General features: G+C 64.2%; 22 protein-coding genes. 17 read left to right on the top strand and 5 right to left on the bottom strand.

All coding sequences use genetic code 11. From position 1 onward, the window contains the following. Nucleotides 1-12: 12 nt before the first annotated feature. The 3 genes from ACOGXA_RS00940 (at nt 13) to ACOGXA_RS00930 (ending at nt 3,527) form a co-directional block, all read left to right on the top strand. On the top strand, nt 13-1,260 hold the full coding sequence (locus ACOGXA_RS00940; RefSeq protein WP_419925425.1) for a cytochrome P450: 1,248 nt from the start codon (nt 13-15) through the stop codon (nt 1,258-1,260). A 97-nt stretch (nt 1,261-1,357) separates the two neighbouring features. Further along, on the top strand, nt 1,358-2,620 hold the full coding sequence (locus ACOGXA_RS00935; RefSeq protein WP_419925424.1) for an alpha/beta fold hydrolase: 1,263 nt from the start codon (nt 1,358-1,360) through the stop codon (nt 2,618-2,620). A gap of 25 nt (nt 2,621-2,645) precedes the next feature. Continuing rightward, complete coding sequence (locus tag ACOGXA_RS00930; RefSeq protein WP_419925423.1) at nt 2,646-3,527, top strand: SDR family NAD(P)-dependent oxidoreductase; 882 nt, start codon at nt 2,646-2,648, stop codon at nt 3,525-3,527. 7 nt (nt 3,528-3,534) lie between these two features. On the opposite strand, the gene ACOGXA_RS00925 is transcribed toward ACOGXA_RS00930, so the two are convergent. Next, the gene (locus ACOGXA_RS00925; protein WP_419925422.1) at nt 3,535-5,679 is read right to left on the bottom strand and encodes a PPC domain-containing protein; all 2,145 of its coding nucleotides are present in this window, start codon (nt 5,677-5,679) and stop codon (nt 3,535-3,537) included. Between the two features lie 325 nt (nt 5,680-6,004). Between ACOGXA_RS00925 and ACOGXA_RS00920 the strand changes: the two genes are divergently transcribed. The 6 genes from ACOGXA_RS00920 to ACOGXA_RS00895 are packed head-to-tail and all read left to right on the top strand — an operon-like array spanning nt 6,005 to nt 12,236. Continuing rightward, on the top strand, nt 6,005-6,706 hold the full coding sequence (locus ACOGXA_RS00920) for a corrinoid protein (RefSeq protein ID WP_419925421.1): 702 nt from the start codon (nt 6,005-6,007) through the stop codon (nt 6,704-6,706). A gap of 2 nt (nt 6,707-6,708) precedes the next feature. Then, on the top strand, nt 6,709-7,326 hold the full coding sequence (locus tag ACOGXA_RS00915; RefSeq protein ID WP_419927020.1) for a DUF1638 domain-containing protein: 618 nt from the start codon (nt 6,709-6,711) through the stop codon (nt 7,324-7,326). Continuing rightward, on the top strand, nt 7,323-7,739 hold the full coding sequence (locus ACOGXA_RS00910) for a virulence factor (RefSeq protein WP_419925420.1): 417 nt from the start codon (nt 7,323-7,325) through the stop codon (nt 7,737-7,739). Before ACOGXA_RS00915 ends, ACOGXA_RS00910 begins: the two co-directional genes overlap by 4 nt. Further along, on the top strand, nt 7,736-8,638 hold the full coding sequence (locus ACOGXA_RS00905) for a dihydropteroate synthase (protein WP_419925419.1): 903 nt from the start codon (nt 7,736-7,738) through the stop codon (nt 8,636-8,638). The genes ACOGXA_RS00910 and ACOGXA_RS00905 overlap by 4 nt, the downstream gene beginning before the upstream one ends. Then, nucleotides 8,635-10,704 carry an ASKHA domain-containing protein gene (locus tag ACOGXA_RS00900; RefSeq protein WP_419925418.1) on the top strand — a complete coding sequence of 690 codons (2,070 nt, stop codon included), beginning with the start codon at nt 8,635-8,637 and terminating at the stop codon, nt 10,702-10,704. Before ACOGXA_RS00905 ends, ACOGXA_RS00900 begins: the two co-directional genes overlap by 4 nt. Beyond that, nucleotides 10,701-12,236, top strand: coding sequence for a trimethylamine methyltransferase family protein (locus ACOGXA_RS00895; protein ID WP_419925417.1), 1,536 nt, complete (start codon nt 10,701-10,703; stop codon nt 12,234-12,236). The genes ACOGXA_RS00900 and ACOGXA_RS00895 overlap by 4 nt, the downstream gene beginning before the upstream one ends. A 262-nt stretch (nt 12,237-12,498) precedes the next feature. Here the strand turns inward: ACOGXA_RS00895 and ACOGXA_RS00890 are convergent, their stop codons facing one another. After that, complete coding sequence (locus ACOGXA_RS00890) at nt 12,499-12,723, bottom strand: hypothetical protein (RefSeq protein WP_419925416.1); 225 nt, start codon at nt 12,721-12,723, stop codon at nt 12,499-12,501. 256 nt (nt 12,724-12,979) lie between these two features. Between ACOGXA_RS00890 and ACOGXA_RS00885 the strand changes: the two genes are divergently transcribed. From ACOGXA_RS00885 to ACOGXA_RS00865, 5 genes are all read left to right on the top strand, one after another. Continuing rightward, nucleotides 12,980-13,423 (top strand): helix-turn-helix domain-containing protein, encoded by a 444-nt coding sequence (locus ACOGXA_RS00885; RefSeq protein WP_419927019.1) that lies wholly within the window; start codon nt 12,980-12,982, stop codon nt 13,421-13,423. 102 nt (nt 13,424-13,525) lie between these two features. Continuing rightward, nucleotides 13,526-13,999: an ImmA/IrrE family metallo-endopeptidase gene (locus ACOGXA_RS00880; RefSeq protein ID WP_419925415.1), complete on the top strand. Its 474-nt coding sequence runs from the start codon at nt 13,526-13,528 to the stop codon at nt 13,997-13,999. A 107-nt stretch (nt 14,000-14,106) separates the two neighbouring features. Further along, complete coding sequence (locus ACOGXA_RS00875) at nt 14,107-15,039, top strand: hypothetical protein (protein WP_419925414.1); 933 nt, start codon at nt 14,107-14,109, stop codon at nt 15,037-15,039. Between the two features lie 449 nt (nt 15,040-15,488). Continuing rightward, entirely contained in the window at nt 15,489-16,724 is a 1,236-nt protein-coding gene (locus ACOGXA_RS00870; protein WP_419925413.1) for a DNA cytosine methyltransferase, read from the top strand. 368 nt (nt 16,725-17,092) lie between these two features. Then, nucleotides 17,093-17,761, top strand: a complete 669-nt coding sequence (locus ACOGXA_RS00865) for a hypothetical protein (protein ID WP_419925412.1) — start codon at nt 17,093-17,095, stop codon at nt 17,759-17,761. Nucleotides 17,762-17,834: 73 nt separating this feature from the next. Here the strand turns inward: ACOGXA_RS00865 and ACOGXA_RS00860 are convergent, their stop codons facing one another. Continuing rightward, entirely contained in the window at nt 17,835-18,155 is a 321-nt protein-coding gene (locus ACOGXA_RS00860) for an IS30 family transposase (protein ID WP_419925411.1), read from the bottom strand. Nucleotides 18,156-18,223: 68 nt separating this feature from the next. Here ACOGXA_RS00860 and ACOGXA_RS00855 point away from each other — a divergent pair, with 68 nt between their 5' ends. After that, on the top strand, nt 18,224-18,667 hold the full coding sequence (locus ACOGXA_RS00855; protein WP_419925410.1) for a trimethylamine methyltransferase family protein: 444 nt from the start codon (nt 18,224-18,226) through the stop codon (nt 18,665-18,667). Between the two features lie 64 nt (nt 18,668-18,731). On the opposite strand, the gene ACOGXA_RS00850 is transcribed toward ACOGXA_RS00855, so the two are convergent. Together ACOGXA_RS00850 and ACOGXA_RS00845 are read right to left on the bottom strand one after the other, a co-directional pair. Next, nucleotides 18,732-19,091: a type II toxin-antitoxin system PemK/MazF family toxin gene (locus ACOGXA_RS00850; protein ID WP_419925409.1), complete on the bottom strand. Its 360-nt coding sequence runs from the start codon at nt 19,089-19,091 to the stop codon at nt 18,732-18,734. Further along, the gene (locus tag ACOGXA_RS00845) at nt 19,075-19,311 is read right to left on the bottom strand and encodes a hypothetical protein (RefSeq protein WP_419925408.1); all 237 of its coding nucleotides are present in this window, start codon (nt 19,309-19,311) and stop codon (nt 19,075-19,077) included. The genes ACOGXA_RS00850 and ACOGXA_RS00845 overlap by 17 nt, the downstream gene beginning before the upstream one ends. Nucleotides 19,312-19,491: 180 nt before the next feature. Between ACOGXA_RS00845 and ACOGXA_RS00840 the strand changes: the two genes are divergently transcribed. Next, on the top strand, nt 19,492-23,427 hold the full coding sequence (locus ACOGXA_RS00840) for an Eco57I restriction-modification methylase domain-containing protein (protein ID WP_419925407.1): 3,936 nt from the start codon (nt 19,492-19,494) through the stop codon (nt 23,425-23,427). Next, a complete protein-coding gene (locus ACOGXA_RS00835; protein ID WP_419925406.1) occupies nt 23,427-26,588 on the top strand; it encodes a helicase-related protein in 3,162 nt (1,053 codons plus the stop codon). The genes ACOGXA_RS00840 and ACOGXA_RS00835 overlap by 1 nt, the downstream gene beginning before the upstream one ends. Nucleotides 26,589-26,595: the final 7 nt, after the last annotated feature.

The raw sequence follows: 26,595 nt of genomic DNA, 5'->3' as shown, positions 1-26,595 counted from the left end.
ACTGGAGGGCAAATGACTCTGAATCCCGGCGACATCAACCTTGCCAAACAGGACGACATCGCCCGGTTCGGGGCGGCGCCTTACGAGTACTTCGAGGTGCTGCGCCGCGAGGCGCCGGTGTGGTGGAATCCACCACCAGAGCCCCAGAACCCCGGGTACCTCCCCTGTCCCGGCTTCTGGGTGCTGTCGAAGTACGAGGACGTGGCCATGGCCTCCAAAGACCACGAGCGGTTCTCGGCGTGGGAGAACTCCGTGCTGTGGACCGACGTGCGCCGAGATCCAGCGCAGCTCGCCAGCCAGCGAGCAGGGCTCATGGGCATGGACCCGCCCCAGCACACCCAGTTCCGCCGGCTCATCCAGCCCGGGCTGACCCCCCGCAAGGTGGCCAACCTGGAATCCTTCATCCGCGAGCACGCCCAAGAGGTGATAGGCGAGCTCGCCGGAAAAGACCAGGTGGAGTTCGTCTTCGACGTGGCCGCCGAGCTGCCGATGATCCTCTTGTGCCAGCTCATGGGCGTGCCCCAACACCGGCGCGACGAGTACATGCAGCTGGGCAACAAAGTGGCCAGCTTCGAGCACAACCCGGAGTTCCAGAACGACATCGTGGCGCTCTACCTGTTCCTCGACGATGTGGTGAAGTCGCGCGGCGACGCCCAAGACGACACCATGCTGTCCAAATACCTGCACGGCGAGGTGGACGGGCGGCGCCTCGCCAAAGACGAGATCACCCAGTTCTTCGTGACGCTGTCCATCGCCGGCCACGAGACCACCCGCAACACCACCGCCCACTTCGTGCGCCTCATGGACGAGCACCCCGACCAGAAGGAGCGGCTGCTCGACGACATCGAGGGCCGGATGCCCAACGCCATAGAGGAGGTGCTGCGCTTCTCCCCGCCGGTCATGCAGTTCTGCCGCACTGCCACCTGCGACATCGAGCTGAGGGGGGTCACCATCCCCAAAGACAGCAAGGTCTACTTGTCGTACATCTCGGCCAACCGCGACGAAGAGGTGTTCGACAACCCCGACCGATTCGACATCGGCCGCTCCAACGCCGACACGCACCTGGCATTCGGCACCGGTCCCCACTTCTGCCTCGGAGCAGCGCTGGCCCGAACCCAGCTCCGGTGCGTGCTCGAAGAGCTCTACCGACGGCTGCCCGACATCGAATTGGCCGGGTCGCCCGAGCCCATGAACAGCGTCTGGTTCAACGGCATCAACGCCATGCCCCTAAACGTCTGCCCGGTTTCGTCGCATCTGTGAGCATTGACCCCTTCTGCCCCCGCGGAGGATGGATGAGCCTCGTCAACCCCCGCAATCGACAGGAGACGCTGGCCTCTTCTGCCCCCGCGGAAGTTGGATGAGCCCGAGCCTGCCCGACGCTGAGGCGTTCGCGGCGGCTTGTGCCGCCGACGGTGAGATGCGCCTGGCGGTGCGGCATTGGACCGGAGGTCTGCGACTGGGAGTCGGCGATCACCTAACCGGTTTCACCACTGCCGAAGGAGAGGTAGCCGCCGGGGTGCCCGAGGCCGGTCGGGGAGTCATCACGATCACCGGGCCGGGCGAAGTCTGGGCGCCGCTGCTGGCGGCCGTGCCGCCGAGGTTCGCGCAAATCTCGGTATTGACCGCAGCCGGCGAGTCCGGCCTTCAGCGAGGACTCACCGATCCGCTGCTGTGGTGGCAGTACCTCCCCGCCGTGCAGCGGGCGGTGGAGTTGCTTCGGGGGCCGAACGCAGCCGATGGGACGGAGGTCTCAGAAAGCGGACCGCTGCCCCGCCATGACAGCCCGGTGGGACGGTACCTGCACATAGAACTCGACGGGTTTGACCACCGCGTCTACTACGAGGAGGCCGGATCAGGCATACCCATGCTGCTCCAGCACACCGCCGGCGCCAACAGCCTCCAGTATCGACACCTGTTCGAGGCACCCGAGATCACCAGCCGATTCCGCCTGATCGCCTACGACCTGCCCTACCACGGCAAGTCGGTTCCTCCCGTGCGAAAGCGATGGTGGGAAAGCGAGTACCGGCTCGACGGGGGCTTTCTGCGACAGGTTCCCCGAGCGCTGGCCCGGGCCCTGGATTTGGAGCGGCCGGCGTTCATGGGCTGCTCGGTGGGCGGGCTGCTGGCCCTTGAGCTGGCCCTGTGCTACCCGGAGGACTTCCGAGCCGTCATCTCGCTCGAGGGCGCACTGCACATTCCCGGCAACCGGGAGGCCTTCCTGGGGTTTTGGCATCCGCAGGTGGGCAACCACGCCAAGGCCGCCATGATGGAGCAGCTTTGCTCTCCCACCTCTCCGCAGCCCTATGTGAAGGAGGTGTCGCAGGTGTACTCGTCGGGCTGGCCTCCCTCGTTTTGGGGTGACCTCCACTACTACCTGGCCGACTACGACATCCGCGACCGCGCCGGTGAGATCGATACCGGCCTCACCGCGGTACACATCATGAACGGCGAGCACGACGTCTCAGGCACCGTCGAGGCCGGTATCGAGGCCCACCAGGCCATCGCCGGATCTACGCACACGGCTATGGAGGGCGTCGGGCACTTCCCGATGCAGGAGAACCCCGCCGCGTTCATAGGCTATTTGCTGCCCGTGCTGGACGAGATCGAAGCACTGGCATGAGGATTGCAATACAAGGGAGCACACCATGGCCATGTTCGTAGAGGGAAGACCGGTGGTGGTAACCGGCGGCGGGAGCGGCATCGGGGCGGCGCTGGCGGCGGAGGCCGCAGACCGGGGCGCCTCGGCAGTGGCCGTGGCCGACTTGGAGGTCGAAGCTGCCGAAGCCGTTGCCCGCGGCATCGTCGAGAGGGGCGGCAGCGCCCGGGCCTATGGCTGCGACGTGACTAGCCCTGAGTCGGTAGGCGAACTCACCGACGCCGTCGCCCGCAACCACGGGCCGCCCGCCCTGGCCTGCGCCAATGCGGGTGTGATGGCCCCGTTGGCGCCGCTGCTGGAAACCCCGTGGGCCGATGCCGAGTGGACGACAAAGGTCAACGTCTTGGGCACACTCCACACCCTTCAGAGCTTCGGCCGCCTCATGGTCGCCGGCGACCAGCCAGGGTGGCTCATGGCCACCGGCTCAGAGCACTCGGTGGGCGTCCCCCACCTCCACGCCGGGGCCTACACCGCATCGAAGCACGCCGTGCTGGCCATGTGTGATGTGCTTAGAGGCGAACTGCCCGACCATGTGGGCATCAGCCTGCTGTGCCCGGGCATCACCTCGAGCAATCTGTGGGACTCCACCCGACATCGCCCCGAGCGGTATGGGGGTGCCGCTGAGAGCGATCCGATGTCTGGGATGCTCATGGAGCAAAAGGGCATGAGCGCCTCAACAGTCGCCCAGAGAGCCTTCGACGGGGTCGCCGCAGGCCGCTTTTTGATCCCGACCCACTACCATGTCCGGCTCTACGCCCAGAGACGGGCCGATGAGATGGCCGAGGCATTCGACCTCTTATCAGAGATCGATACCGACGACTACGACCTCACCACCATTGTCGCCGGGTTGGGGTCGGAGGTCGATGGGTAGACGGCGATCAGAGGCCGCTCAAGTTGAGGGTGAACGCACCGGTTCGACCTTGGGCGAAAGTGGTGGCTTCAATGGTGTAGGTGCCAGGACTGAGGCTTTCGCGGATCCTGGAGTTGTAGCCCGTCCCTCCGTCGTCGTCGAAGCGTATGACAGAGGCGGAATTCCGATCGTCGCCGCGGTGGAGGTACATGTACGTGTCCACTCTGGAGCGAAGGTCGATGGTCACCAGGGCACGTTGCGGCACCGTGAATGTGTAGTACTGCGAGTACCTTGCGGCTCGTATCCGCGAGCGGCAATCAGCGGTCCACACACCTGAAACTTGGCCATTGCCCGTTGGAGCGCTACCGCAATTGTCGGTTGGCGTAGGCGTAGGCGTAGGCGCAGGCGTCGGCGTCGGGGCGGGCGTAGGCGTCGGCGCGGGCGTCGGGGCCGGAGTGGGTGTTGGCGCAGGAGTTGGCGCCGGCGTTGGTGCGGGCTGCTGGGTGCTTGTGGTTTGGGTGCCGGAGATCTCCAACTCGAACGCTCCGGTCCGGCCACTCCTGTAGGTGGTGGCTTCGATGGTGTAGGCACCGGGGTCGAGGGTGTCGAGGATTCTAGAGTTGGTGCCCGACCCTCCATCGTCGTCTCGGCGCAAATAGTCGCCGGAGCGCGCGTCGTCGCCGGAGCGCAGGTACAGGTAAGTGTCGACAACACGGGAGCGAAGGTCGATGTCCACCTGCCCGCGCCGCGACACATTGACGGTATAGAACACGGCATGGCTGCCGGCGCGCTCAGACGACGCGCAGCCAACGGTCCAAGACCCCGAATGCGTTCCGTCGCCCGCCAGGTCGACACCGCAATCATCATCCTGGGCCGGAACTGGGTCGGGGGCGGCGGTCTGGGGAGCAGCGTTGCCGGTACCTACGAGTTCTAGCCGGAATTGGCCAGCTCTGCCCGGCGAAGCGGTGGTGGCTTCGACTGTATAGGTGCCCGGCCCGAGAACTGTGCTGAGAAGCGCGTTGGCTCCTAGGCCGCTGTTGTCATCCACATGGGTGTAGAACGCCGACCTCTCGTCGTCGCCGCTACGCAGGTACAGGTACGAGTCGACGCTGGAGTGAATCTCGATGATCACCAGTCTTTGGCGATCCACAGTGAAGGTGTAGTACTTCGCGAAACTTCCGTACCGCTCAGATGACTCGCATTCATTGGTCCAAGACCCCGAATACCCGCCATCGCTGGACAGCGTCTCACCGCATGCCGCAATCTGCGCTGGTGTCGGCACGAAGTCCACGCCCGAGAACTCCAGTGTGAATCGGCCTGGGCTGTTTGGGGCCCATGTGGTGGCCTCAACCGTGTAGACGCCGGGCAGGAGCGTTTCTTGTGGGTTGATACGGGCGATTCGGCCGCTCCTTCCGCTGGTGTTCTCGCTGCGTGTCGACAGAGATGCCCGCTCGTCTTCTCCGTCTCGCAGATACAGCACCGGGATCTCGCTGGATCGAAGCACGATGCTCACTTGCCTCGGTTGCGATACCGAGAACGTGTAGAACCGGGAGAAGCTGCCGGGCCTCTCTGTCGACTCGCAGTCCGAAGCCCACGTTCCCGAGATGGAACCGTTGCCTGAAACTGCCACAGCGCAGGTTTCCGAGAACCTCGCTTCTGTGTTCGCGGTAGTCCCCACAGGACTGGCGGTGCCGGCGCCTGAGAGTTCCAGTGTGAAATGGCCCGTACGGAATCGATAGTAAGTCGTGGCCTCGATCGTGTAGTCGCCGGCAGCCAGAGTCACGCTGATCCGGGAATTGGTTCCGGTGCCGCCGTCGTCATCGGAGCGAAGCTGCACACCCGTGCGCTGGTCAGCTCCCCTGCGCAGGTACATCACTGTGTCAACGCTTGAGCTGAGATCGATGGTTACGGCCCCTCGCTCCGAAACAGAAAAGGTGTAGAACTTCGCATACCGGTCCGGGCGCGACGTCGAACCGCACGACGAATCCCAGCTGCCGGTGGTCGAGCCATCGCCGGAGAGTGCGGCATGGCAGCTTTGGGTCTGCCCTTGGGCGCTAGCCGTCGCGGTGGCCAGCGCGACCACACCGGAGGCGGCCAGCAAAGCTGCGGCGGCCACGAATGCCACCAGGCGGGTTCGCCTGCCCCGCAGATGGCGGGGACGCGACGACCGCATCAATGGCGAATTTTGCCGTTGGCCCGGATCGTTCCGGGCATGTTCTGAAGCTACAGAGCAGTCGCTGGAGGAAGTGTCATGACGAGCACGCATGGGGATACCTGCCTACCTTTTGGCATTGGTGGAACCGGTCTACCGCCCGAGCCGTGGCTTCCCCAAGGGGGCACGCTACCGCGGGCGACGATCAGAGTCAATCCTCTGGCAAGGGTCGCCGGCAGGGGCATGGGCCTGCTCGCCGTGCTACAGTGACATCGTTCCGCATTGCGGTACTGGTCCACAGTATGGAACCCGCCTTGGGTCCAGCACCACAGAAGGAGTGTGTCGAATGACTGACACGCCCGAGATCGACGACATCGATCTGTCGAGTCTGAACGACGAAGACCTGTGTGCGCAGATGCACGATGATCTTTACGACGGTCTCGCCGAAGAGATCGACGAGGGCACCAGAATCTTGCTGGGACGGGGCTGGCCCCCCGACAAGGTGCTGGACCAGGCCCTGGTTGAGGGAATGCGCATCGTGGGCATCGACTTCCGCGACGGCATCTTGTTCGTGCCGGAGGTTCTTCTGGCCGCCAACGCCATGAAGGCGGGTATGGCCATATTGCGCCCGCTTCTGGCCGAGACCGGGGCTGAGCCCATCGGCAGCGTGGTGATCGGCACGGTGAAGGGCGACATCCACGACATCGGCAAGAACCTGGTGGCCATGATGCTGGAGGGCGCCGGCTTCGAGGTGACCGACCTGGGCATCAACACCGATGTGGAGGAGTTCATCGCCGCGCTCGACGAGCACCAGCCCGACATCTTGGGCATGTCGGCCCTGCTCACCACCACCATGCCCTACATGAAGGTGGTCATAGACACCCTGGTCGAGAAGAGCCTGCGTGAGGACTACATCGTTCTGGTGGGCGGCGCTCCGCTCAATGAGGAGTTCGGCGAGGCCATCGGCGCCGATGCCTACTGCCGCGACGCGGCGGTAGCCGCGGAGACCGCCAAAGAGCTGGTAGCCGCTCGTCGAGCCGCGGTGTGACCATGGAGCGCCACAACCGGGTACTGGTGGTGGCCTGCGGGGCCCTGGCCAAGGAGCTGAGATACCTCATCTCGGCTCTAGACAGCGGGGACAAGGGATCGGCCATCGACCTGGAATGCCTGCCGGCCAAGCTGCACAACCGCCCCGAGTTGATCCCCGAAGCGGTGCGGGGGCGGGTTCGATCCGCCCGGGGCCGCTATCGCTCCATCCTGGTGGGCTATGCCGACTGCGGCACCGGCGGCCTGCTCGACAAGGTGTGCCAAGAGGAGGGGGTGGAGCGCCTGCCCGGCCCCCACTGCTACGAGCTCTACGCCGGTGCCGAGGCCTTTGCCCGACTTCAAGATCAGGAGCTGGGAACGCTGTATCTGACCGACTATCTGGTGCGGCACTTCGAGCGCCTGATCCTGGAGGGGCTGGGCATAGCGGAACACCCCGAACTGCAAGAGGTCTATTTCAACAACTACACCCGGCTGGTACACCTGTCACAGGAGTCCGACCCCGAACTGGATCGGTTGGCCCGACAAGCGGCCGACCGCCTGGGGCTGCGCTTCGAGAAGGTGGCAACCGGCTATGGAGGTTTGGTCGATGCGCTGGTAGAGATCCGGGAGCGAGCCGCGTGAGTCGGCGGCGGGGGGGTAACGGCAACCTGGTGGTGATCTGTTGGCGGGACATCCCCGCTCAGGTGAACGCAGGCTCGGGATCCTCGAAAACCCAGCGCATCCTCCCCCGCCGCTTCCAACGGGCTATCGACCGGGCCGCCATGGTGGCCGGCAAGACCCAGGCATCAGATTATGTGGGTGAATGGCGTTGGAAATTGATACCCGGTGACCCTGCCGACCCCGAGGGTGCCGCCTTGCGGGCGGCCGAGGAGCTAGAGGCCGCGTTCCCGCTGAAGCGGCTCGATGCCTTCGTGGCCACCGGCGGCTGGGATCCCAGCGCCGGCGAGCCGGCGGCCGAGCGCTTGGAGCCATCAGGCCCAGCCGGCGCCGACGAACATTCCCCAACCATTAGTCCCCAGGAGGCGGCAACGTGACCGAAACCGTGATCAGCTCGGCGACCAAAGAGGTGGTGATCGGGTTCGGCCGTCCATTCGTCATGATCGGCGAGCGGATCAACCCCACCGGGAGAAAGCTCCTCACCGAGGAGATGAAAGCCGGGGATTTCAGCCGGGTGGAGGCCGATGCTCTGGCCCAGGTGGCCGCCGGCGCCCACATGCTGGACGTGAACGCCGGCATCCCGCTGGCCGATGAGCCTGCGCTGTTGGCTCGGGCTATCAAACTGGTGCAGTCGGTTACCGATGTGCCGCTTTCCATCGACTCGTCGATCATCGAGGCACTGGAGGCGGGCATAGCGGTGTACGACGGCAAGCCCCTGATCAACTCGGTCACCGGCGAGGACGAGGTGCTGGAGCGAGTTCTGCCCCTGGTGGCCCGCCACGGCGCCGCGGTGGTGGCCATCTCCAACGACGAGACCGGCATCAGCGAGGACCCCGACGTGCGCTTCGAGGTAGCCCGCAAGATCGTGGAGCGGGCCGCCGACCACGGCATCCCCCGCTCCGACGTGGTGGTCGATCCCCTGGTCATGCCCATCGGCGCTATGGGAACCGCCGGCCAACAGGTGTTCCGACTGGTGAGGCGGATATGCGAAGAGCTCAAGGTGAACACCACCTGCGGGGCCAGCAACGTGAGTTTCGGGCTGCCCAACCGCCACTCGATCACAGGCACGTTTCTGGCAATGGCCATTGGCGCGGGGATGTCCTCGGCCATCATGAATCCGCTGCACGCCGAGGTGAAGCAGGCGGTGATGGCCGCCGATGTGCTGGCCGGCCACGATCAGGACTGCATGGCGTGGATAGCCGAGAACCGGGACCCGACCGCCGCCGGGGAGGGCGCTGCCCGCCGTCGAGGGGGACGTCGCCGGGCTGCTGTATGAGCCCAGAACACCGAGTGGTGTTCACCCCCAGCGGCATCGAGTCGGCCGCCCCGGAGGGATCCACGGTGTTGGACGCCGCCCGTGCCGCCGGGGTGGACATCGACTCGGTGTGCGGAGGCAGAGGGCTGTGCGGCCGCTGCCAGGTGGCCCCCGGCAACGGACAGTTCGCCAAGTGGGGGCTGACCAGCTCCGATGACGCCCTGTCGGCACCCGGTCCCACCGAGCTCGACTACCGGGGTCGGCGCCCGCGGGAAGCCGGCCATCGGTTGAGCTGTCAGGCCGCCGTGCTGGGCGACGTGGTGATCGACGTCCCGCCCCAGAGCCAAGTACACAGCCCGGTGGTGCGAAAGGCTGTCGACCTGGGTGAGATCACCGTCGACCCGGTGGTGACCCTCCACTACCTGGAGCTGCCCATCGCCGTGCTGGGCGACGAGGTCTCCGATGCCGAACGACTGGTCGACGCGTTGGCCGACAACTGGGACCTGTCAAACGTTGAGGTTCCCGCTGGCGCGCTGCCCGCCTTGTCTTCGGCGATCGCGGCGGGAAACGGGGCGGTCACCGCCGTGGTCCACACCCGGCGGCAATACCCCGCGCGAAGCGAGGACGGCGAGGTGGTCGAGCGACGGGTGCTCACGGTGCGACCAGGGTATTCCGACGCGGAATTCGGCGTGGCGGTGGATGTGGGCTCGACCACCGTGGCCGGCTACCTGCTGGACCTGGCCACCGGGGAGGTGGCCGCTACCGCAGGGCGCATGAATCCTCAGATCCGCTTCGGCGAGGATCTGATGAGCCGGGTGTCCTACGCCATGTTGAACCCCGGCGGCACCGCGGAGCTGACCGGAGCGGTGAGGTCAGCCATCGACAACGTGATCGGCGAGCTCTGTGAGTCCGCGGGCATCGACCGCGCCGACGTCTGCGATCTGGTGGTGGTGGGAAACCCGATCATGCACCACCTGGTGCTGGGCATCGACCCCACACCGCTAGGCGCAGCCCCGTTCACATTGGCGGTGCGCGACGGGGTGTGGGCCAACGCAGCCGACATCGGCGTGGACTTGCCCGGTGCCTCCCTCTATATGGGGCCGTGCATCGCCGGCCATGTGGGGGCTGACGCGGCGGCTGCCATGCTGGCCGAGGGTCCGCACCGGTCGCACCGCCCACAGCTCCTCGTCGACGTGGGCACCAACGCCGAGATCGTATTGGGCGACAGCCAGAAGGTGTGGGCGGCATCGAGCCCCACCGGGCCCGCATTCGAAGGCGCCCAGATCAGCTGCGGACAGCGGGCCACCGTCGGAGCGATCGAAGGGGTGCGGATCGACCCCGCCACGCTGGAGCCCCGTTTCAAGGTGATCGGCTGCGGTCTGTGGTCCGACGACCCCGGCTTTGACGACGCGTTGGGCTCTCTGGAGGTGTCCGGGCTGTGCGGTTCGGGGATCATCGAGGTGATTGCCGAGATGTTCCTGGTTGGGATCATCGACCACCGAGGCGTCATCGGCGGCGAGTTGGCCGATCGCAGCCCCCGCATCATCGCCGACGGTCGGACGTTTTCCTATGTGCTTCAAATCCAGCCGATACCGCTGCTGGTGACCCAAAACGACGTGCGAGCAGTTCAGTTGGCCAAGGCCGCGCTGCGGGCCGGCATCGACCTGTTATTCGAGCACGCCGGGATCGCCGAGGTGGCCGATGTGAGGTTGGCCGGTGCGTTCGGCGCCCACATCAGCCCGGTTCACGCCATGGTGCTGGGCTTGGTGCCCGACGGGCCGGTAGAAGGGGTCAAAGGGGTGGGCAACGCCTCAGGAGCGGGCGCGGCCCGGATGCTGGTCTCGGGATCACAGCGAGCCGAGACCGAGCGCGCCGCCCGGGAAGTGGTCAAGATCGAGACTGCCACCGAGGCCCGCTTCCAGGAGCTGTTCGTGGCCGCCATGTCGCTGCCCCATGAGACCGCCGCCGCCCCCCACTTGGCGCAGGCGGTGGATTTGCCCCCGCGGTCAACAACCGATAGCGAGAATGCCGGATCCAGGCGGCGCAGACCAGCCCGCCGGCAACATGCAACCCAGGAGCAGCGATGAGCGAGCGACAAGGCAGACGCGGCGGCGGTCGGGCCGGTCGGCAAGCAGCCCGAGCAGCCAGCCAGGTGTTGGCCGCCCCCGTGCTGGAGCGACGGATACCGCCGGTAGAGATCATCGACGAGGCCGGGCTCGCTCAGATCGAGGAGAACGCCGAGACCATCCTGGCCGAGGTGGGCATCGCCTTCCAGGACTATCCCGACGCCCTGGACCTGTGGCGGGACGCGGGCGCCGATGTGGAAGACGAGCTGGTGCGGTTCCCCCGGGGGATGTGCCGCCGGATCGTGACCGACAACGCCCCCGCTGCCTATATCCAGCACGCCCGCAACCCCGAGCGCAGCGTGAGCATCGGCGGCAACACCACCGTGTTCGCCCCCAACTACGGCTCGCCGTTCGTCACCGACTTAGACCAGGGCCGGCGCTACGCCACCCTGGCCGACTTCGAGAACGTGGTGAAGCTGGCCTACCGGCTCCCCCACCTGCACCACAGCGGGGGCACGGTGTGCGAGCCGGTGGACGTGCCGGTGGACGTGCGCCACCTCAACATGGTGTACGCCCACCTGCGCTGGAGCGACAAGCCGTTCATGGGCTCGGTGACCAGCGCGGAGCGGGCCGCCGACTCGGTGGAGCTGGCCCGCATCGCCTTCGGCGGCGACCTGGCCGACCGCACGGTGATGACCTCGCTGATCAACGCCTCCTCCCCCATGCGCTGGGACGCCACCATGCTGGGCGCGGCCACGACCTACGCCCGGGCCAACCAGGCCAGCATCATCAGCCCGTTCATCCTGGCCGGAGCCATGTCGCCGGTGACAGTGGCCGGCCTGGCCGCCCAAGCCTTGGCCGAGGCCCTGTCGGGCATGGCTTACCTGCAACTGGTGCGACCCGGCTCGCCGGTGGTGTTCGGCACGTTCGCCTCGTCGATGTCGATGGCCACCGGCGCCCCCACCTTCGGCACCCCCGAAGCCGGCCAGGCCATCTACGTGATGGCCGCTTTGGCCCGGCGCTGCGGGGTGCCGTTCCGCTCCGGGGGCCAGTTCACCGCTTCCAAAACCCCCGACGCCCAGGCGGCGTATGAGTCGGCCCACACGCTCTTGCCCACCGTGCAGGCCGGGGTCAACTTCGTGCTCCACGCCGCCGGTTGGCTGGAGGGGGGCCTGACCCTGGGCTACGAGAAGCTCATCATGGACGCCGACCAGCTAGGCGCCATGGAGGTCCACGCCCGCGGCGTCGACTTGAGCGACAACGGCCAGGCCATGGAGGCGTTCCGCACCAACACCCACGGCGACCACTTCTTGGGCAACGCCCACACCCTGGCCAACTTCGAGACCGCCTTCTGGCGCTCCGAGGTAGCCGACAACAACAGCTACGAGCAGTGGTCCGAAGAAGGCTCGCTCACCGCGGCGCAGCGGGCCAACACCCGCTGGAAGGAACTGCTGGCCGACTACCAGCCACCCCCCATCGACGACGCCATCAACGCCGAACTGCAAGATTTCATCACCCGCCGCAAAACCGAGATCGCCCGCGAGCCAGTGTGAACAACCAGCAAGCGCTCTTCAAGAACTCCGTATTCCATCAATAGAACTCAACCCAATAGCGTGATGGCTGGTGCAGCGGGATCTCTCCTGCTGCACCAGCCCATGCTCACTTACGACGCTTGACGGTCTCAGACACAGTCGTACGCGGGTTTCGCTTTGCAGTCGAAGCCTTCACGTAGCGGCCCGTCACTGCCGAGCGATGCGCTTTTCGCTTTGCCATGGTCTCACCCCCTTTCTCAATACGTAGGTGGTGTCGAATCTTCTATCGAGTACTCCCACCGAGGCACCAATGGCAGTTGTCGTAGCGCTTGTCACGCTTCGCCTCGGCGAGGGTGTCGTACCACCAGCGATGCTCTAACTTGATCTCACCGAGCTGGCACCCGTTCTTCTCGTTGTAGGTGTCGTGCACCTCCAACGTGTTGGTGTTCCCCAAGAATCGTTTCTTCTTTGCAATCATCAATTTGCCTTTCTCGAAAATCGCGTACAAGTGGTCGTGATACCTGTATTCGTGCGCTACGCCACGGGGCCAGACGCGCCATCACCATATCAGATGAGTGACACAGCAAAGGGACACTATTCAATAGCTGGTGAAGTCGCCCCACCTGCCCATCCAAGTATCACCGGCTGCTTGCTGTTACGGTGAACCTGTGCCGCCGTCAAAGCCCTCTCCGGGGTCAGGTCCGAGCGACACCGCTTCCGAGGACCAGGACGTTGCCCACCTTGACGTAACAGCTCTAGGAGAGATGCTACGAGAACGACGAACATCAGCTGGGCTATCGATGCGGAGAGCTGCTGAAACAGCGGAGGTCAGCTTCATGACGTGGTCACGCGTCGAAGCGGGATCCCAACCGGACCTCAGAACTTTCCTCAGGCTGTGCGCTTGGCTTCGTCTTCCACCTGAGACGTTCTTGATCTCGGCAGCCCCCCGCAAGTCGGAGACCCCAGACCTCGTATTGCGACATCTCTTGACCGACCCCAGGCTTGAGCAAGATGCCGCTTCAAGGATCGCCTCGGTCGTACGGGACATGTACGAAGCCCTGGCTCGTGAGCCTTCGCATCCCCCAACAGTCGCATGCCACTTGCGCGCTGCTTCTGTTCTTCGGCCAGGGGTTGCTGACCGCCTCGGCACCCTTCTCCAGGATATGCGCTCCAAGCTCAACGCACTCGATGCTGATGGAGTCCTGTGAGTGACACTTCCGCGCGGATTCAAGACTCAAGCAGAGCGCATCGCCGAGGAGCTCCGAGCAAGGGTCGGAGCTACCAACTCCAAACCCCTAAATCTCACGGCTGTGGCTGAGCAACTAGATGTACAGGTCATCTCAGCAGCCGATCTTGTACCGCTGGAGCGGCTTCAAGAGATCGAGCGCATTCAAACCTATGCGTTCTCGGCCTGCACATTTGAGATCAACGACCGACACGTCATTGTGTTCAATCCCCTCATGAGCGCTGGACGGCAAGCCAGCGACATCGCACACGAATTGGCACACATCATCCTCGACCATGAACTGGCAGAAATTCAGTATCTGGACGGAGTCCCGTTCCGCACCTGCCAGCCGGGGCAAGAAGAGGAAGCCACGGCCCTTGGTGGTACCTTGCTCCTGCCTCGAAAGCTCCTTCTCCAACAAGCTCGACAAGACGCAGCAATCGAGCAGATCGCAAGAAAATTCGGGGTGACCAGGAAAATGGCGCAATTCAGATGGAACGCCACAGGCGTTGAGCGCCAAGTTGCAAGAGAACGAATTCGGCACAACGCTCAGCGCTGATTCTTGAGCCACCAAGTGACCTACGTCGGGTCTCTTGACTGATGATTTTCAAGTTATTGCAGTATATTTGACTTCCCTCACGCATCTATCTGCCGAGGTGGGGAGCAATGGCGGCAAACACCGTTGTCCTTGAACAGCGCCGCGTGCAGTTGAGGTCGGTGAATGCCGACGATCTGCTCAACCGGCTGATGGGCCTGGGAATTGCTCGCGAGATGCCCAACCGATCCGGCATCAGACGGTCGGTACGGGTCAACAAGATCGAGGTGGCCATCGCCGAGAAGCCCGGCGAGCGCAGCCTGCGGGCCCGCTGGCGAGAGCACGCCGACAAAATGGACTTCCGCTATCTGCTGGTGATCGACGATCCCGAGCATCCCCACAGCGTCCGCACGCTCGGCCCCCGCACCTACAACGAGCCCATCCGCTCGGTGGACTGCGCCAAGCTGTCGGCGGCCATAGAGGACACCGCCTCGATGCACAGCCTCGACGCCGTCCGCCATCTGGCCGGCGAGGTCAGGAGGCTGGCCGGTCGGGGCAAGGTGGTCCACGGCCTACTCACTCATCACACGCTGGAGGCCCGATTCCGCGACCACTCCGAACGCTGGCCAGCCGCTGGTGAGATCACAAAGAACCTATCGATCATCGGCCACTGGCAGACGCTGCTCGACGGAATTGGATACGAGATCGAGATGCTCCCCCGACGGGGCTATCTGGCCCGATTCAACGGCCGGCCGGTGGTCATGGTCCACCCCTGGGCCGAGCCTGAGCATTTCGTCCGTGTCGACGAAATAGGCCGTCCCGCCGAGGGACTGTTGGCCTCCGATTGCCACCAGCACGGCGTCCGCTACGGCATCATGGCGTGCCGCAACCGATACCGGCTGTTCGACTGCGACCCGTCCGCTACCACCGGTGAGTGGCTCGACCTCGACGCCGACCTCCTCGGCACCGAGAACCGGCCCTACCTGGCCCTGCTCTCCCCTCGCTATCTGGCCGAGGGCCAACTGGCCGAACTCCAAGCCGAAGCCCAAGCCTTCGGCGCCTAGCTGTTGGAGCACGTGGAAATGGCCGACACCCACTTCGCTTGAATGCTGTTGGCCGTAGGGCGTGACACCGAAACCAGGCGGGACATCGACTACTCAAAACACCTAAAGCGAGTGCGCCCGTAGATCAACACCGACCAGAAGCAGGACAGCCGCGAACTGTTCGACTTCGCGGTGCTTGAACCGGCCTACGGCAGCGCCCATTTTCTGGTGCAGGTCACCGAGGAACTGGCCGACCAGACGGTGACTATTCTGGCCGATCTCCCGCTCCCCGTGGCTCGAGAGGCGCTGAACCGGCTCTGTGTTGCCCACAGCAGTCTTCCCGGCCCCGGCCGCCGAGTGGAGTCACCGGGCGCTCGCTCAAAGACATGCGGGCGTGACCGATCAAGCTATTGCGTCACACCCTTATGCCATTATGGTGGGGTGATTCTGCACAGGATGAACATCTAGCGGTGGGCGCAGAGCAGCTGTCGAGTGTCGACCTGTTTTCTGGGGCAGGGGGCCTCATGCTCGGCTTGCAGTTGGCTGGTTTCGACACTCTTGCTGCAAATGACAATTGGCCTCCGGCCATCGATACCCTGAAGCACAACTTCGACGGTGCGAAGGTCTCTCCCGGCGACATACGGGAGATGTCAGCAGCCGATGTTCTCGCGCGAACAGACGGTGTGACCCCGTTCTTGGTTACCGGGGGTCCCCCATGTCAAGGTTTCACCTCGGCGGGTGCCCGGCGGACCTCGGATCAGCGCAACACGCTTGTTGGAGAATTTGCCCGGATGGTCGCGGAGATTCAGCCGAAGTGGTTCCTATTCGAGAATGTCGAGGGCTTTCTCACGATGTCGGAAGGCAGTTTTGTCATCGATTTGCTCGATGGGGTGCTTGACGGTGGGTACCAGGTGAGACTGCGCAAGGTGAACGTTGCCAACTACGGGGTGCCCCAACTTCGCAAGCGTGTGATTGCAATTGGATCGCTCGGAGCCGACCCGGGCTTTCCCTGTCCGTCGCATCATGCGTACGGCGCGCCCGGAGCGGAAACTGAACGCACTGCGGCACTGCCCCCTGCGCCTACAGTTGCTGATGCGCTTGATGGCCTGGGTGTCCCAGCTTCCTCCGCCCAGGATGAGACTATTCAGGGTCACACAGCGCCACGCATTTCAGAGTCGGATGCTCTTCGCTTCCGACTACTCCTACAAGGCCAAACCATGCGAGATCTTCCGAGAGGCCTCCAACACCAAAGCTACGCCAGAAGGGCAAATCGACGGGTAGCGGACGGGATGCCAACTGAGCGGCGGGGAGGGGCGCCTGCTGGGCTTCGGCGCCTTCGTGCTGATGAACCATCCAAGGCCATAACCAGCGCTTCGACCCGAGAATTCCTCCATCCGCTGGAAGATCGCTGCCTCACCTTGCGCGAGTGCGCTCGACTACAGGGGTTTCCCGATAGTTTTGAGTTTGTTGGCAATCGATCAGAGCAGGCGACGCTCATCGGCAACGCAATCCCGCCGAACTTTGGAGAAATGTTCGGCTGGTGGATCGCAGAGGGATCGAAATCCCATTCGACAGACACAGCCGACTCGGCGCGACTTCTCGAATTCCAGGTCACGAATGGCGCTGGGATGAGCCCTGCCTTGCACAGTGTCATCAGACGTATCAATGCTCGATATCAGATTGGGGAAATGCCGCTTTGGAGTTGAGTAAGGCACAGTCCACCGCCTTCGAGAAGGCGCGAGCGCGAGGTGCAGGCGGGCAAGGGATCGCATTGACAGATGGTTCCATTCGAGCACTCATCGCGGTAGTAGCTCGCGACCTAGCACTACCGCCGGTAGAAGACGTCGATTCGCTTGGAGATCGAGAGTTCTATGAAATTCCCCCTGACGAACTCTCCACTGGTGGTGCTGCTACTGCGCTTAGCGCATACTGTTCGCTCTTGCAGATAGGTCCGGTCGACACAGACACATACTTTCTGTCGCTCGCGGCGCTCCACCGAGCCCGGCTGAAATTCGCGAACATTGTGAGATCCCAAGGCACTCCATCGCTTGAACAGGTCGGACCAAGAGGACTCTTGCAGTACGGCGACCTCAGTGCAGGGGCGCTTGGTTCACTTCTCATCGTTCGAAAGTGGTTGTTCGACATCGACAATCGTTCCGCCCAGGAGACTGGATACTTATTTGAGCCAATAATCGCTGGTGCGGTCGGCGGTGTTCCTGTGTCGGCGACCTCAAGCCCAATCAAGAGAGATGGCACAGGGCGAGGCAGGCAGGTGGACTGCCTCCGCGAGAATCAAGCCTACGAAATCAAGATACGTGTCACCATCGCCGCTTCGGGACAAGGCCGATGGAAAGAGGAACTTGCTTTTCCAGCAGACTGCGAAGCAAGCGGTTACACACCTGTATTAGTTGTATTCGATGGCATCGACAATCCCAAGTTATCGGAACTCAGCAATGCTTTTTTGAAGCACGGTGGCCAGGTACACGTCGGAGAAGACGCGTGGACTCACCTCGAATCTGAAGCTGGGCCTACGATGGGCATCTTTGTCGACAAGTACATTCGCAGCCCCTTAGACGACCTCCTTGCCCAGACACCGACAGATCTTCCTTCGGTTACCCTTTTGATTCAACCGGACATCATCAACATTCACATTGGTACCGAAGAATTGCAAGTAGACCGGATTGGATTGGTTCCTCCAATAGATTTCCAGATGCCCAACGACGTTGATACATCGCTTCCCTGACTTGATTGATAAGCGCGTTTGGCTCTCTGTTCTCTGATCCTATATGAGGGCCTTGAGCATAGGTTGGCAAGCTCTATTGGTGGTCGCGACAGTGGTCATTGTAGATAGTCTGGGCTGAGTTCCAGTTGTGGAGTTTTCCGGGCATGTTGTTGATGCGGTCTTCGATGACGGCGAGGCGGGCTGTGCCGATGTCGGGGTCGGTTGATTTGGGGAGCCAGCGTCTCAGTATGCCGTTGGTCCGCTCGTTTGTCGGGCGCTGCCAGGGGGATCGGGGCTCGCAGAAGTACACCTCGATTCCGAGGGCGTTTTCGATGTGGGCCCATCGGGTCATCTCTGTGCCCTGGTCCCATGTGAGGGTTTTGACCATGGGTCCGGCCAGATCATCTCCGCGCACACCTCGAACCCGCATTGGGCCAGCTCCGCTGAGATGGCGTAGGGCGACAGCCGCTCATCGAGGCGCTTTTGCCCACAGTGCAGGCCGGGGTCAACTTCGTGCTCCACGCCGCCGGTTGGCTGGAGGGAGGCCTGACGCTGGGCTACGAGAAGCTCATCATGGACGCCGACCAACTCGGCGCCATGGAGGTCCACGCCCGCGGCGTCGACTTGAGCGACAACGGCCAGGCCATGGAGGCGTTCCGCACCAACACCCACGGCGACCACTTCTTGGGCAACGCCCACACCCTGGCCAACTTCGAGACCGCCTTCTGGCGCTCCGAGGTAGCCGACAACAACAGCTTTGAGCAATGGTCGGAGGAAGGCTCGCTCACCGCCGCCCAGCGGGCCAACACCCGCTGGAAAGAACTGCTGGCCGACTACCAGCCACCCCCCATAGACGACGCCATCAACGCCGAACTGCGCGATTACATCGTCCGCCGCAAAACCGAACTCACCAGCCGGCCGGGATGAGCGGTTGACGCGTCATCCCGAAGTGGAGGTACATTCCGCAGGGTACCTGTGCTCGCAGGTTGCGTCAGTGGCCTAGAAGAGCCTTGAGTACGGCTGATATCTGACGGCTCTCTTCGGCGGATATAGCTCCCAAGCGATGCACCAGTCTGCGTCGGGAGATCGAGCGCATCAGTTCACATTGGGCGTAGCTGACATCGACAAGCCCGGTTTGGGGAGTTGGCTCTACTTCAACATGGAATGGCAGACCGCGTACAGCGGTGGTGAGCGGAACCGCAAAGACGAACGGGAATTCGTTTTCCGGGATAGACCAAAAGGAGAAGATCGGCGAAGGCCCCACCTCGATGGCAGGCCGAAACGATGCCGGCTCCCCCGGGTGGGGATCACCGAAATCCACCATCCACAGGTCGTCAACCAATGCCATCATCCACGTAGGTGGACTCGGCCTCAGCCAGATAGTCGGCCCACTCATCGGGATCCTGACGCAGGGCCTCGAGTTTCTCCATCGACTCGCAGGCGAATCGCATTCTCCACAGCGCCTCTGCCGCTTCTCTAACGGTCTCACCGATGGTTGAGCCCGTATCGCGCCCCATCTCTGCGAGGCGGTTCCGCGTCTCTACATCAACCCTGATAGTCGTCTTGTCCATGTCTTGAGTATATAAGTCGTATATACCACAAGCTATCGCGAGCAGCGGTATCGGACTTGAACACCACATGTGAAGTTATTACAGTGTATCCCCACTTCCCTCTTGTAAAACCATGTAGTGAGGGAAGACATGAAAACAAACGTCTTGGCGACCAAGCGGCACCGCGTACAGTTGAGGTCGGTGAATGCCGAGGATCTGCTCAACCGGCTGATGGGGCTGGGAATCGCTCGCGAGATGCCCAATCGATCAGGCATCAAACGGTCGGTTCGGGTCAACAAGATCGAGGTGGCCATCGCCGAGAAGCCCGGCGAGCGCAGCCTGCGAGCCCGCTGGCGAGAGCACGCCGACGGAATGGGCTTTCGCTATCTGCTGGTGATCGACGATCCCGAGCATCCCGACAGCGTCCGCACGCTCGGCCCCCGCACCTACAACGAGCCCATCCGCTCGGTGGACTGCGCCAAGCTGTCGGCGGCCATAGAGGACACCGCCTCGATGCACAGCCTCGACGCCGTCCGCCATCTGGCCGGCGAGGTCAGGAGGCTGGCCGGCCGGGGCAAAGTGGTCCACGGCCTGCTCACCCATCACACGCTGGAGGCCCGATTCCGCGACCTTCCCGAACGCTGGTCGGCCGCTGGTGAGATCACCGGCGGCCTGTCCCTTCGGGGTGGCTGGAAGGCGTTTCTGTCTGGACTGGGATACGAGATCGAGATGCTCCCCCAACGGGGCTATCTGGCCCGATACAAAGGCCGGCCAGTGGCCATGGTCCACCCCTGGGCCGAGCCTGAGTATTTCGTCCGGGTAGACGAAATGGGCCGTCCCGCCGAGGGACTGTTGGCCTCCGATTGCCACCAGCACGGCGTCCGCTACGGCATCATGGCGTGCCGCAACCGATACCGGCTGTTCGACTGCGACCCGTCCGCTACCACCGGTGAGTGGCTCGACCTTGACGCCGACCTCCTCGGCACCGAGAACCGGCCCTACCTGGCCCTGCTCTCCCCCCGCTATCTGGCCGAGGGCCAATTGGCCGAACTCCAAGCCGAGGCCCGGGCCTTCGGCGCCGAATTGCGTAGGCGGCTCGACCACACCATCCGCCAAGAGGCCCTGCCCGCGCTGGCCGAGGGCCTCGACCACTGGACCCGCCAGAGCGGCATCGACGCCGGCGACGACCGGCAGCGGCTGGAGTTGGAGCGGGCGGCGCTGACCCTGCTGTTCCGGCTGCTGTTCGTTCTCTACGCCGAGAGCTCCCACTTCCTGCCGATGGACAACGAGACCTACCGGCGCCGCTCGCTCACCGAGCTGGTGGCCGAAGCCCACAAGACCAAGAGCCGGTTGAGCCTGCAATCAACGGCCCTGTGGAAGAGCTTCATGATCTTGGTGGGCGCCCTGCGCGACGGCAACCCGGCCTGGGGGGTGCCCGCCTACAACGGGGCTCTGTTCGCGGATACCGATTTCGAGGGGGCCGAGCTGTTGGAGCGCCTGGAACTGGCCGACCCCCACTTCGCACGAGTGCTGTTGGCTGTGGGGCGCGACACCGCCACCGGGCACGGCATCGATTACTCGTCGTTGGAGGTCGGCCACTTGGGCCACATCTACGAGGCCCTGCTCAGCCTGCGGCTGTCGGTGGCCGACCGATCGCTGCGCTACGACGCGGCCAAAGACCGCTACGTGCCCGATCAGGGCCAATCACATACTGGCAGCCATGCTGCGAGCCGGGGTGCGAGTGAGGACCAATCCGGGGTTGCCGCCGGATCGCTGCTGTGGCTGACCAACGAGGGGGGCCGCAAGGCGGGGGGCGTGTACTACACCCCGGCGTCGCTGGTTGAGCACTTGGTGCGCCACACGGTGCGGCCCGCGTTCCAAGAGCACCTGGAACGGGTGCGCCAGCAGATCAACACCGACCCCGCCCAGGCCGCCCGCGACCTGTTCGATTTCGCGGTGCTGGACCCGGCCTGCGGCAGCGCCCATTTCCTGGTGCAGGTCACCGAGGAGCTGGCCGATCAGACGGTGGCCTTTCTGGCCGCTCACCCGCTCCCTGTGGTGCGAGAGGCGCTGAACCGGCTCCGCGACAGCACCCTGATGGGGTCGGCAGTCACCGATGTGGCCCTGCTGCGCCGATTGGTGCTCAAGCACTGCGTGTTCGGCGTGGATCGCAGCCCCATGGGCGCGGAGATCGCCACCCTGTCGCTGTGGCTGGCATCGTTCGTTCCTGGCTTGTCGCTGGCCTACCTCGACCGCAACGTGGTGGTGGGCAACTCCCTGATCGGGGTGGCCAACGCCGACACCGTGGTCCGGGAGGGCACATTCCAAGCCGACGCCCTGCACGCCGCCATGGCCGACGCCGCTGACGCCGCGGCCCGGTTGGCCGACATCAACGACCTCACCCCCTCCGAGGTAAGGGCCAGCAAGGCTGCCGACATCGAGGCCCGCGATGCCACCGAGGGCCTGCAACGGCTCTTCGACCTGTGGACCGCGGAGGGATTCGGGCTCAAGGGTTCCCGCAACCATGCCGAGACCCATGGCCCAGACGTGATCGCCGGCGCCAACGGCCAAAACGGCCAGAAGCTGGTGCGCCAAGCCGCCGATCTCAGCCAAGCCCACGCCTACTTGCACTGGCCGCTGACATTCCCCCGGGTTTTCTCCCGGAACCGCCCCGGCTTCGACGTAGTGGTGGGCAATCCCCCCTGGGAGGAGGTGGTGGTCGAAGAGCTGTCTCACTACGGGCTGCACCTCCCCGGCCTGCACGGCTTGTCAGCAGGCGAGCGCGACACGGCGGTTGCCGACCTCCTGGTTGAGCGTCCCGAGCTGGGCCAACTGCTAGGCAGTGAGCAAGAGCGGGCTCGAGCCGAGCGGGATGCGCTGGCCTCCGGGGAATACGAGGCCACCAAAGGCGACCCCGACCTTTACAAGTATTTCTGTCAGCGCTATCGGACTCTGGTGCGCGCTGACGGCTCAATCGGCGTGGTGCTGCCTCGGGGGGCGTTTGTCAACCAGGGTTCGGAGGGTTTCCGAGAGTGGCTGTATACCCAAACCACAGCTCGGCGGGTCGACTTCTTGACCAACAAAGGGTGTTGGATGTTCAGCGCCGAACCTCGCTACGGGGTCGCCCTGATGGCAGCCGAGCGCCGAGCCCCCGACGATGCCCACCGAGTGGCTCTTGCCGCCACGGCTGATTCGGCCGAGTCTTGGGCAGACCAGTCGTCGTCTTCGGGGGTCTTGCTCGCTCCCGCCCTGTTCGGCGCGGGCTGGATGACGCCTCGGCTCCGCTCCCAAGACGAGGCCGACCTGCTGGCCAAGCTCCGGTCTGGTGCACCGTTCCCCTACGGTTCCGGGGGACGGTGGCAATGCTTCCCTGTTCGAGAACTCGATGAGACGAAAGACAAGACCTTATGGCTCAATGCCTCCGAGGGCTGGCCGCTGTGGAAGGGGGAGAGCTTCGACCAATACGACCCGCACGGCGCTGAGGCGCGAGTGTGTCCTCCCAGCGATAAAGCGTGGGAAAAGGTTCGCAAGCCTCGGCCAGGGTCGACATCAATGCTGGCTGAATCCACCCCGGTCACGAGCCGCAAACAGGCAGTGCTGGCTGAACTGGGTCGGGCTCGGGTGGCATTTCGCGATGTCTCCCGATCAGACGACAGTCGAACGGTGCGGGCCTGCCTGGTTCCCCCCGAGGTGTTCTTGACCAACAAAGCCCCCTATCTGACCTTCGTTGATGGAGATGAACGCGCCCAAGCCGCCTGCCTGGGCATCATGAACAGCACTCCTTTCGACTGGCAGGCCCGCCGCTATGTCGAGGTGAACCTCAACTTCTTCATTCTGGAATCACTGACCGTCCCCGAACTCGACGATACGGGCTTCACCGAGATTGCCCGAGCCGCGGCCCGGCTATCGGCCGTCGACGAGCGATACGCTGATTTCGCTGCTGAGACCGGCGTCGAGTGCGGGCCGCTTACCGAACAGGAACGCCAGGCCCTCCTGGTAGACATCGATGCCTGGGTGGCCCGAGCTTGGAATCTGACCGTGGACGACCTCCAGATCATGTTCGAAGACTTCACTGTCGCCGCGTTGTCGCCTGCCTACCGAGCCGACCTGATCGACCGCTTCTGTGAGCTGGGCTGATGCCCAGTCGCCCGTATCTGCTCGACAACTTGGGCGACGGCACCCGCCACGCCGACGCACTCTCCTACCTGCTCGACGACTTTGCCCTCCACCACGAGCTGTCCATCGCCACCGGCTTTGTGAATCTGGGGGGCCTGCACCACATGGCCACTGCGGTGGCCGACGGTCGGACTGTCCGGCTGCTGCTGGGGGTGGCACCGGCCCCCGGCTTGGGCACCCAGGTACCGGTATCTCGCTTCGAACTGGCCCTGGAGGGGCTGCGGGCCGACCGCGACCTGGCCCGCTTCCCACCCAGCCGAGCGTCATCCAAACTAGCCGACCTCGACACCTGGCTGGGCGGGCCCGAAGTACAGGTGCGGCGCTACACCGACCGCTTCCTCCACGGCAAGGCCTATCTGTTCGGCAGCCAACACGACGCCCGGGCCGCGTTGGTCACCTCGGCCAACCTCACCAGCGGCGGCCTGTTTGCCAACCTGGAACTGGGGCTGGTTCAGTACGACCCTCCGGTAGCGCAACAGGCCATCGCCTGGTTCGATCGGCTTTGGGACGAGGCCCAAGACTTCAAGGCCGACCTTCGGAGCCTGCTCTTCCCCGCGGTCGATCTGCTGGACCCCCACGAGGTCTACCTGCTGGCGCTGCTGGAGTTGCTGGGCCTTGAAGACGAACATCCCGAGAGGCCGGTGCCGACCACGGTGGAGCTGACCGCCTTCCAGCGCGACGGCTTCCAACGGGCGCTGCGGATCATCGAGCAGCATCATGGAGTGATCTACGCCGACGGTGTGGGCACGGGCAAAACCGAGATCGGCCTCGCCCTCATCGAGGAGTACGCGCAGCGCCGCGGCCTTCATGCCCTGGTGGTGGCGCCTGCCCAACTAGTGAGCTATTGGCGGGAGCGGCTGGATCAAACCCGGCTACCCGCCCAAGTGGTCAGCTATCACCAGCTAGCTGCCGACGAGCAGCTTGTGAGGGCGGGCACTGCCAACACCCGCCGCCACCTGCACAGCGACAAGGATGTGTACCGGCTGGTGGTGATGGACGAGGGGCACGCACTGCGCACCCCCGACACCTCCTGGTACCGGGCCGCGACGCGGCTGCTGGGCGGGCAGCAGAAAGACCTGGCCCTGCTCACCGCCACCCCCATCAACAACGGGCTGTGGGACCTCTACCACTTGGTCATGGCCTTTGCCCACCACGACCGGGCGTTCGCCCCCCACGGCATCCCGTCGCTGCGCCGCCTGTTCCTGCGGGCCGGGGCCAACGAGCGCGACCCCGAGAACCTCAATCCCGATGTGCTGTTCTCCCTGGCAGACATGGTGAGCGTCCGGCGAGATCGCCGCTTCATCGAACAGCACTACGGCAACGAGACCTTCCCCGACGGCACTCCTGTGTCGTTCCCCACCCCGGTTCTGTCCACCGAGCGCTACGACCTGGATGCTTCCTACCCGGGCCTGGTCCAGACCATCACCTCCCATATCGAGCACCTGGCCATGGCCCGCTACCGGCCCAGCTCCTATCGGCTCGACGACCAAGATGCCGGGCAGGAGGCAGTTCTCAGCGCGCTGCTGCAATCCGCGGTGCTCAAGCGGTTCGAGTCGTGTTGGCACGCTTGTCTGCTCACCCTCGACCGTATGATCGCCGCCCACAATGTGTTCCTCGACGCCTGGGATCAGGGGCGGGTGCTCAGCGGGGATGCGCTGCGGGAGGCGGCTGCGCTCGACCTCGACGAGACCGGGTTGAGCGAGTGGCTGTCTGAGACCCTGGACGAGACTGATACCGAGCCGGTGAGTCGGTTTCAGCCCGACTACCGCGACCATGTGGCTGCCGACCGTGGTCGCTTGGAAGCGGCTGCGGTGGCGCTGCGCTCTCTTCAAGCGACCAACGACCCCAAGCTCGCCTTGCTTCGACGATTGCTGGAGGAAGTCCCATCACAGAAGGTGGTGGTCTTCTCCGCGTTCGCCGACACCGTGCGCTATCTAGACGACCAACTGCCCGATCCAGTTGACGGGCGCGACCGGGTGACGGTGATCGGCGCCGACACCAATCCCGACGAGCGCACTGAGCTGCTGGCTCGCTTCTGCCCCGAGACGGTGGTTCGTCCCGGTTACGAGCCGGCCAAAGGCGAAGTCGATCTGATGCTGGGCAACGACGTTCTCTCCGAGGGGCAGAACCTTCAACAGGCCGCGGCCGTCATCAGCTACGACATGCCCTGGAACCCGCAACGAGTGGTGCAGCGGTATGGCCGCGTGGTTCGGCTGAAAAGCCCTCATCGAGAAGTGTCGCTAATCACCATGCTGCCCGAGCAAGGCGACTTGGAAAGGCTTCTGCGGCTCGAAGCAGCCATCCGCCGCAAGATCGTGGCCGCCCGCCCCTACGGGATGGAGATCGAGGTGATGGAGGGGGATGTCGACGAGGAGATCCAGTCGTATGCCCGTCGCTTGGCCGAGGGCGATGTCTCGCTGATCGACGAACCCAACGCGGCAAGCGTGCCGCAAGCCATTAGCGCGGAGTTGCTGAGAGCCGAACTGCGCAGAGCTGGTTCCGAGGGCGAGTTGAACAGGGTGCAAGAGCTGCCCTGGGGCGTGGGCGCGGCCTTCGCCCAGGGACCCGTTATCCCATCAGTTGGACCGACGGGCGTTTTCTTCGCCTGCCGAACCCGCGACGGCGAGAGACACTGGCGCTACATCTCCACCGAAGGGGATATCGCCTCAGCACCGCCGGTTATCTTGCGCCGCATCAACCCCGGACGAGCACCCGGAGTCAGCGACCCTCCCATCGACTTGGAGGCAGCGTGGTTGGCCGCTGCTAATTCAATTATCCAAGAGCACAACGACGACGCCCTCCACCTCGCAGGACGCTCCCTGGGACCAACCCAGCAATGGGCCCGAGAAGTGCTGGACCACCCCGACGTATCCTCCCTCCCCGCTGCCCGCACTGCCTACGAAGCCTTAGAAATCGAACGAGGCAGCCAAATTCGCCAAGCCCTCGGCAACATCAGACGCGAACTCGACCGCGAGGCCATGAACCCGACCGAAGCAGCCCGGCAGATCATCGACATCGTGGAGTTCTACGGCCTGCGCTACATCGACCCCTCCGCCCCACCCCCCGAGATCACCGAAGAAGACATCGGCGTCGTCTGCTGGATGGCCGTCTTACCTCAGTAGAATTGAT

Origin of the sequence: Candidatus Poriferisocius sp. (assembly GCF_965208475.1) — a bacterium.
Classification (GTDB): domain Bacteria; phylum Actinomycetota; class Acidimicrobiia; order Acidimicrobiales; family Bin134; genus Poriferisocius.
Note: the sequence above shows the minus strand (reverse complement) of the source record. Positions and strands in the feature narration are given on the sequence as shown.

What these genes read in the sequence shown, in the direction of transcription:
- ACOGXA_RS00835 (WP_419925406.1), top strand. Translation starts at nt 23,427, where the DNA reads ATGCCCAGTCGCCCGTATCTGCTCGACAACTTGGGCGACGGCACCCGC.
- ACOGXA_RS00885 (WP_419927019.1), top strand. Translation starts at nt 12,980, where the DNA reads ATGCTACGAGAACGACGAACATCAGCTGGGCTATCGATGCGGAGAGCT.
- ACOGXA_RS00875 (WP_419925414.1), top strand. Translation starts at nt 14,107, where the DNA reads ATGGCGGCAAACACCGTTGTCCTTGAACAGCGCCGCGTGCAGTTGAGG.
- ACOGXA_RS00895 (WP_419925417.1), top strand. Translation starts at nt 10,701, where the DNA reads ATGAGCGAGCGACAAGGCAGACGCGGCGGCGGTCGGGCCGGTCGGCAA.
- ACOGXA_RS00845 (WP_419925408.1), bottom strand. Translation starts at nt 19,311, where the DNA reads ATGGACAAGACGACTATCAGGGTTGATGTAGAGACGCGGAACCGCCTC.
- ACOGXA_RS00930 (WP_419925423.1), top strand. Translation starts at nt 2,646, where the DNA reads ATGGCCATGTTCGTAGAGGGAAGACCGGTGGTGGTAACCGGCGGCGGG.
- ACOGXA_RS00900 (WP_419925418.1), top strand. Translation starts at nt 8,635, where the DNA reads ATGAGCCCAGAACACCGAGTGGTGTTCACCCCCAGCGGCATCGAGTCG.
- ACOGXA_RS00920 (WP_419925421.1), top strand. Translation starts at nt 6,005, where the DNA reads ATGACTGACACGCCCGAGATCGACGACATCGATCTGTCGAGTCTGAAC.
- ACOGXA_RS00925 (WP_419925422.1), bottom strand. Translation starts at nt 5,679, where the DNA reads ATGCGGTCGTCGCGTCCCCGCCATCTGCGGGGCAGGCGAACCCGCCTG.
- ACOGXA_RS00915 (WP_419927020.1), top strand. Translation starts at nt 6,709, where the DNA reads ATGGAGCGCCACAACCGGGTACTGGTGGTGGCCTGCGGGGCCCTGGCC.
- ACOGXA_RS00940 (WP_419925425.1), top strand. Translation starts at nt 13, where the DNA reads ATGACTCTGAATCCCGGCGACATCAACCTTGCCAAACAGGACGACATC.
- ACOGXA_RS00850 (WP_419925409.1), bottom strand. Translation starts at nt 19,091, where the DNA reads ATGATGGCATTGGTTGACGACCTGTGGATGGTGGATTTCGGTGATCCC.
- ACOGXA_RS00935 (WP_419925424.1), top strand. Translation starts at nt 1,358, where the DNA reads ATGAGCCCGAGCCTGCCCGACGCTGAGGCGTTCGCGGCGGCTTGTGCC.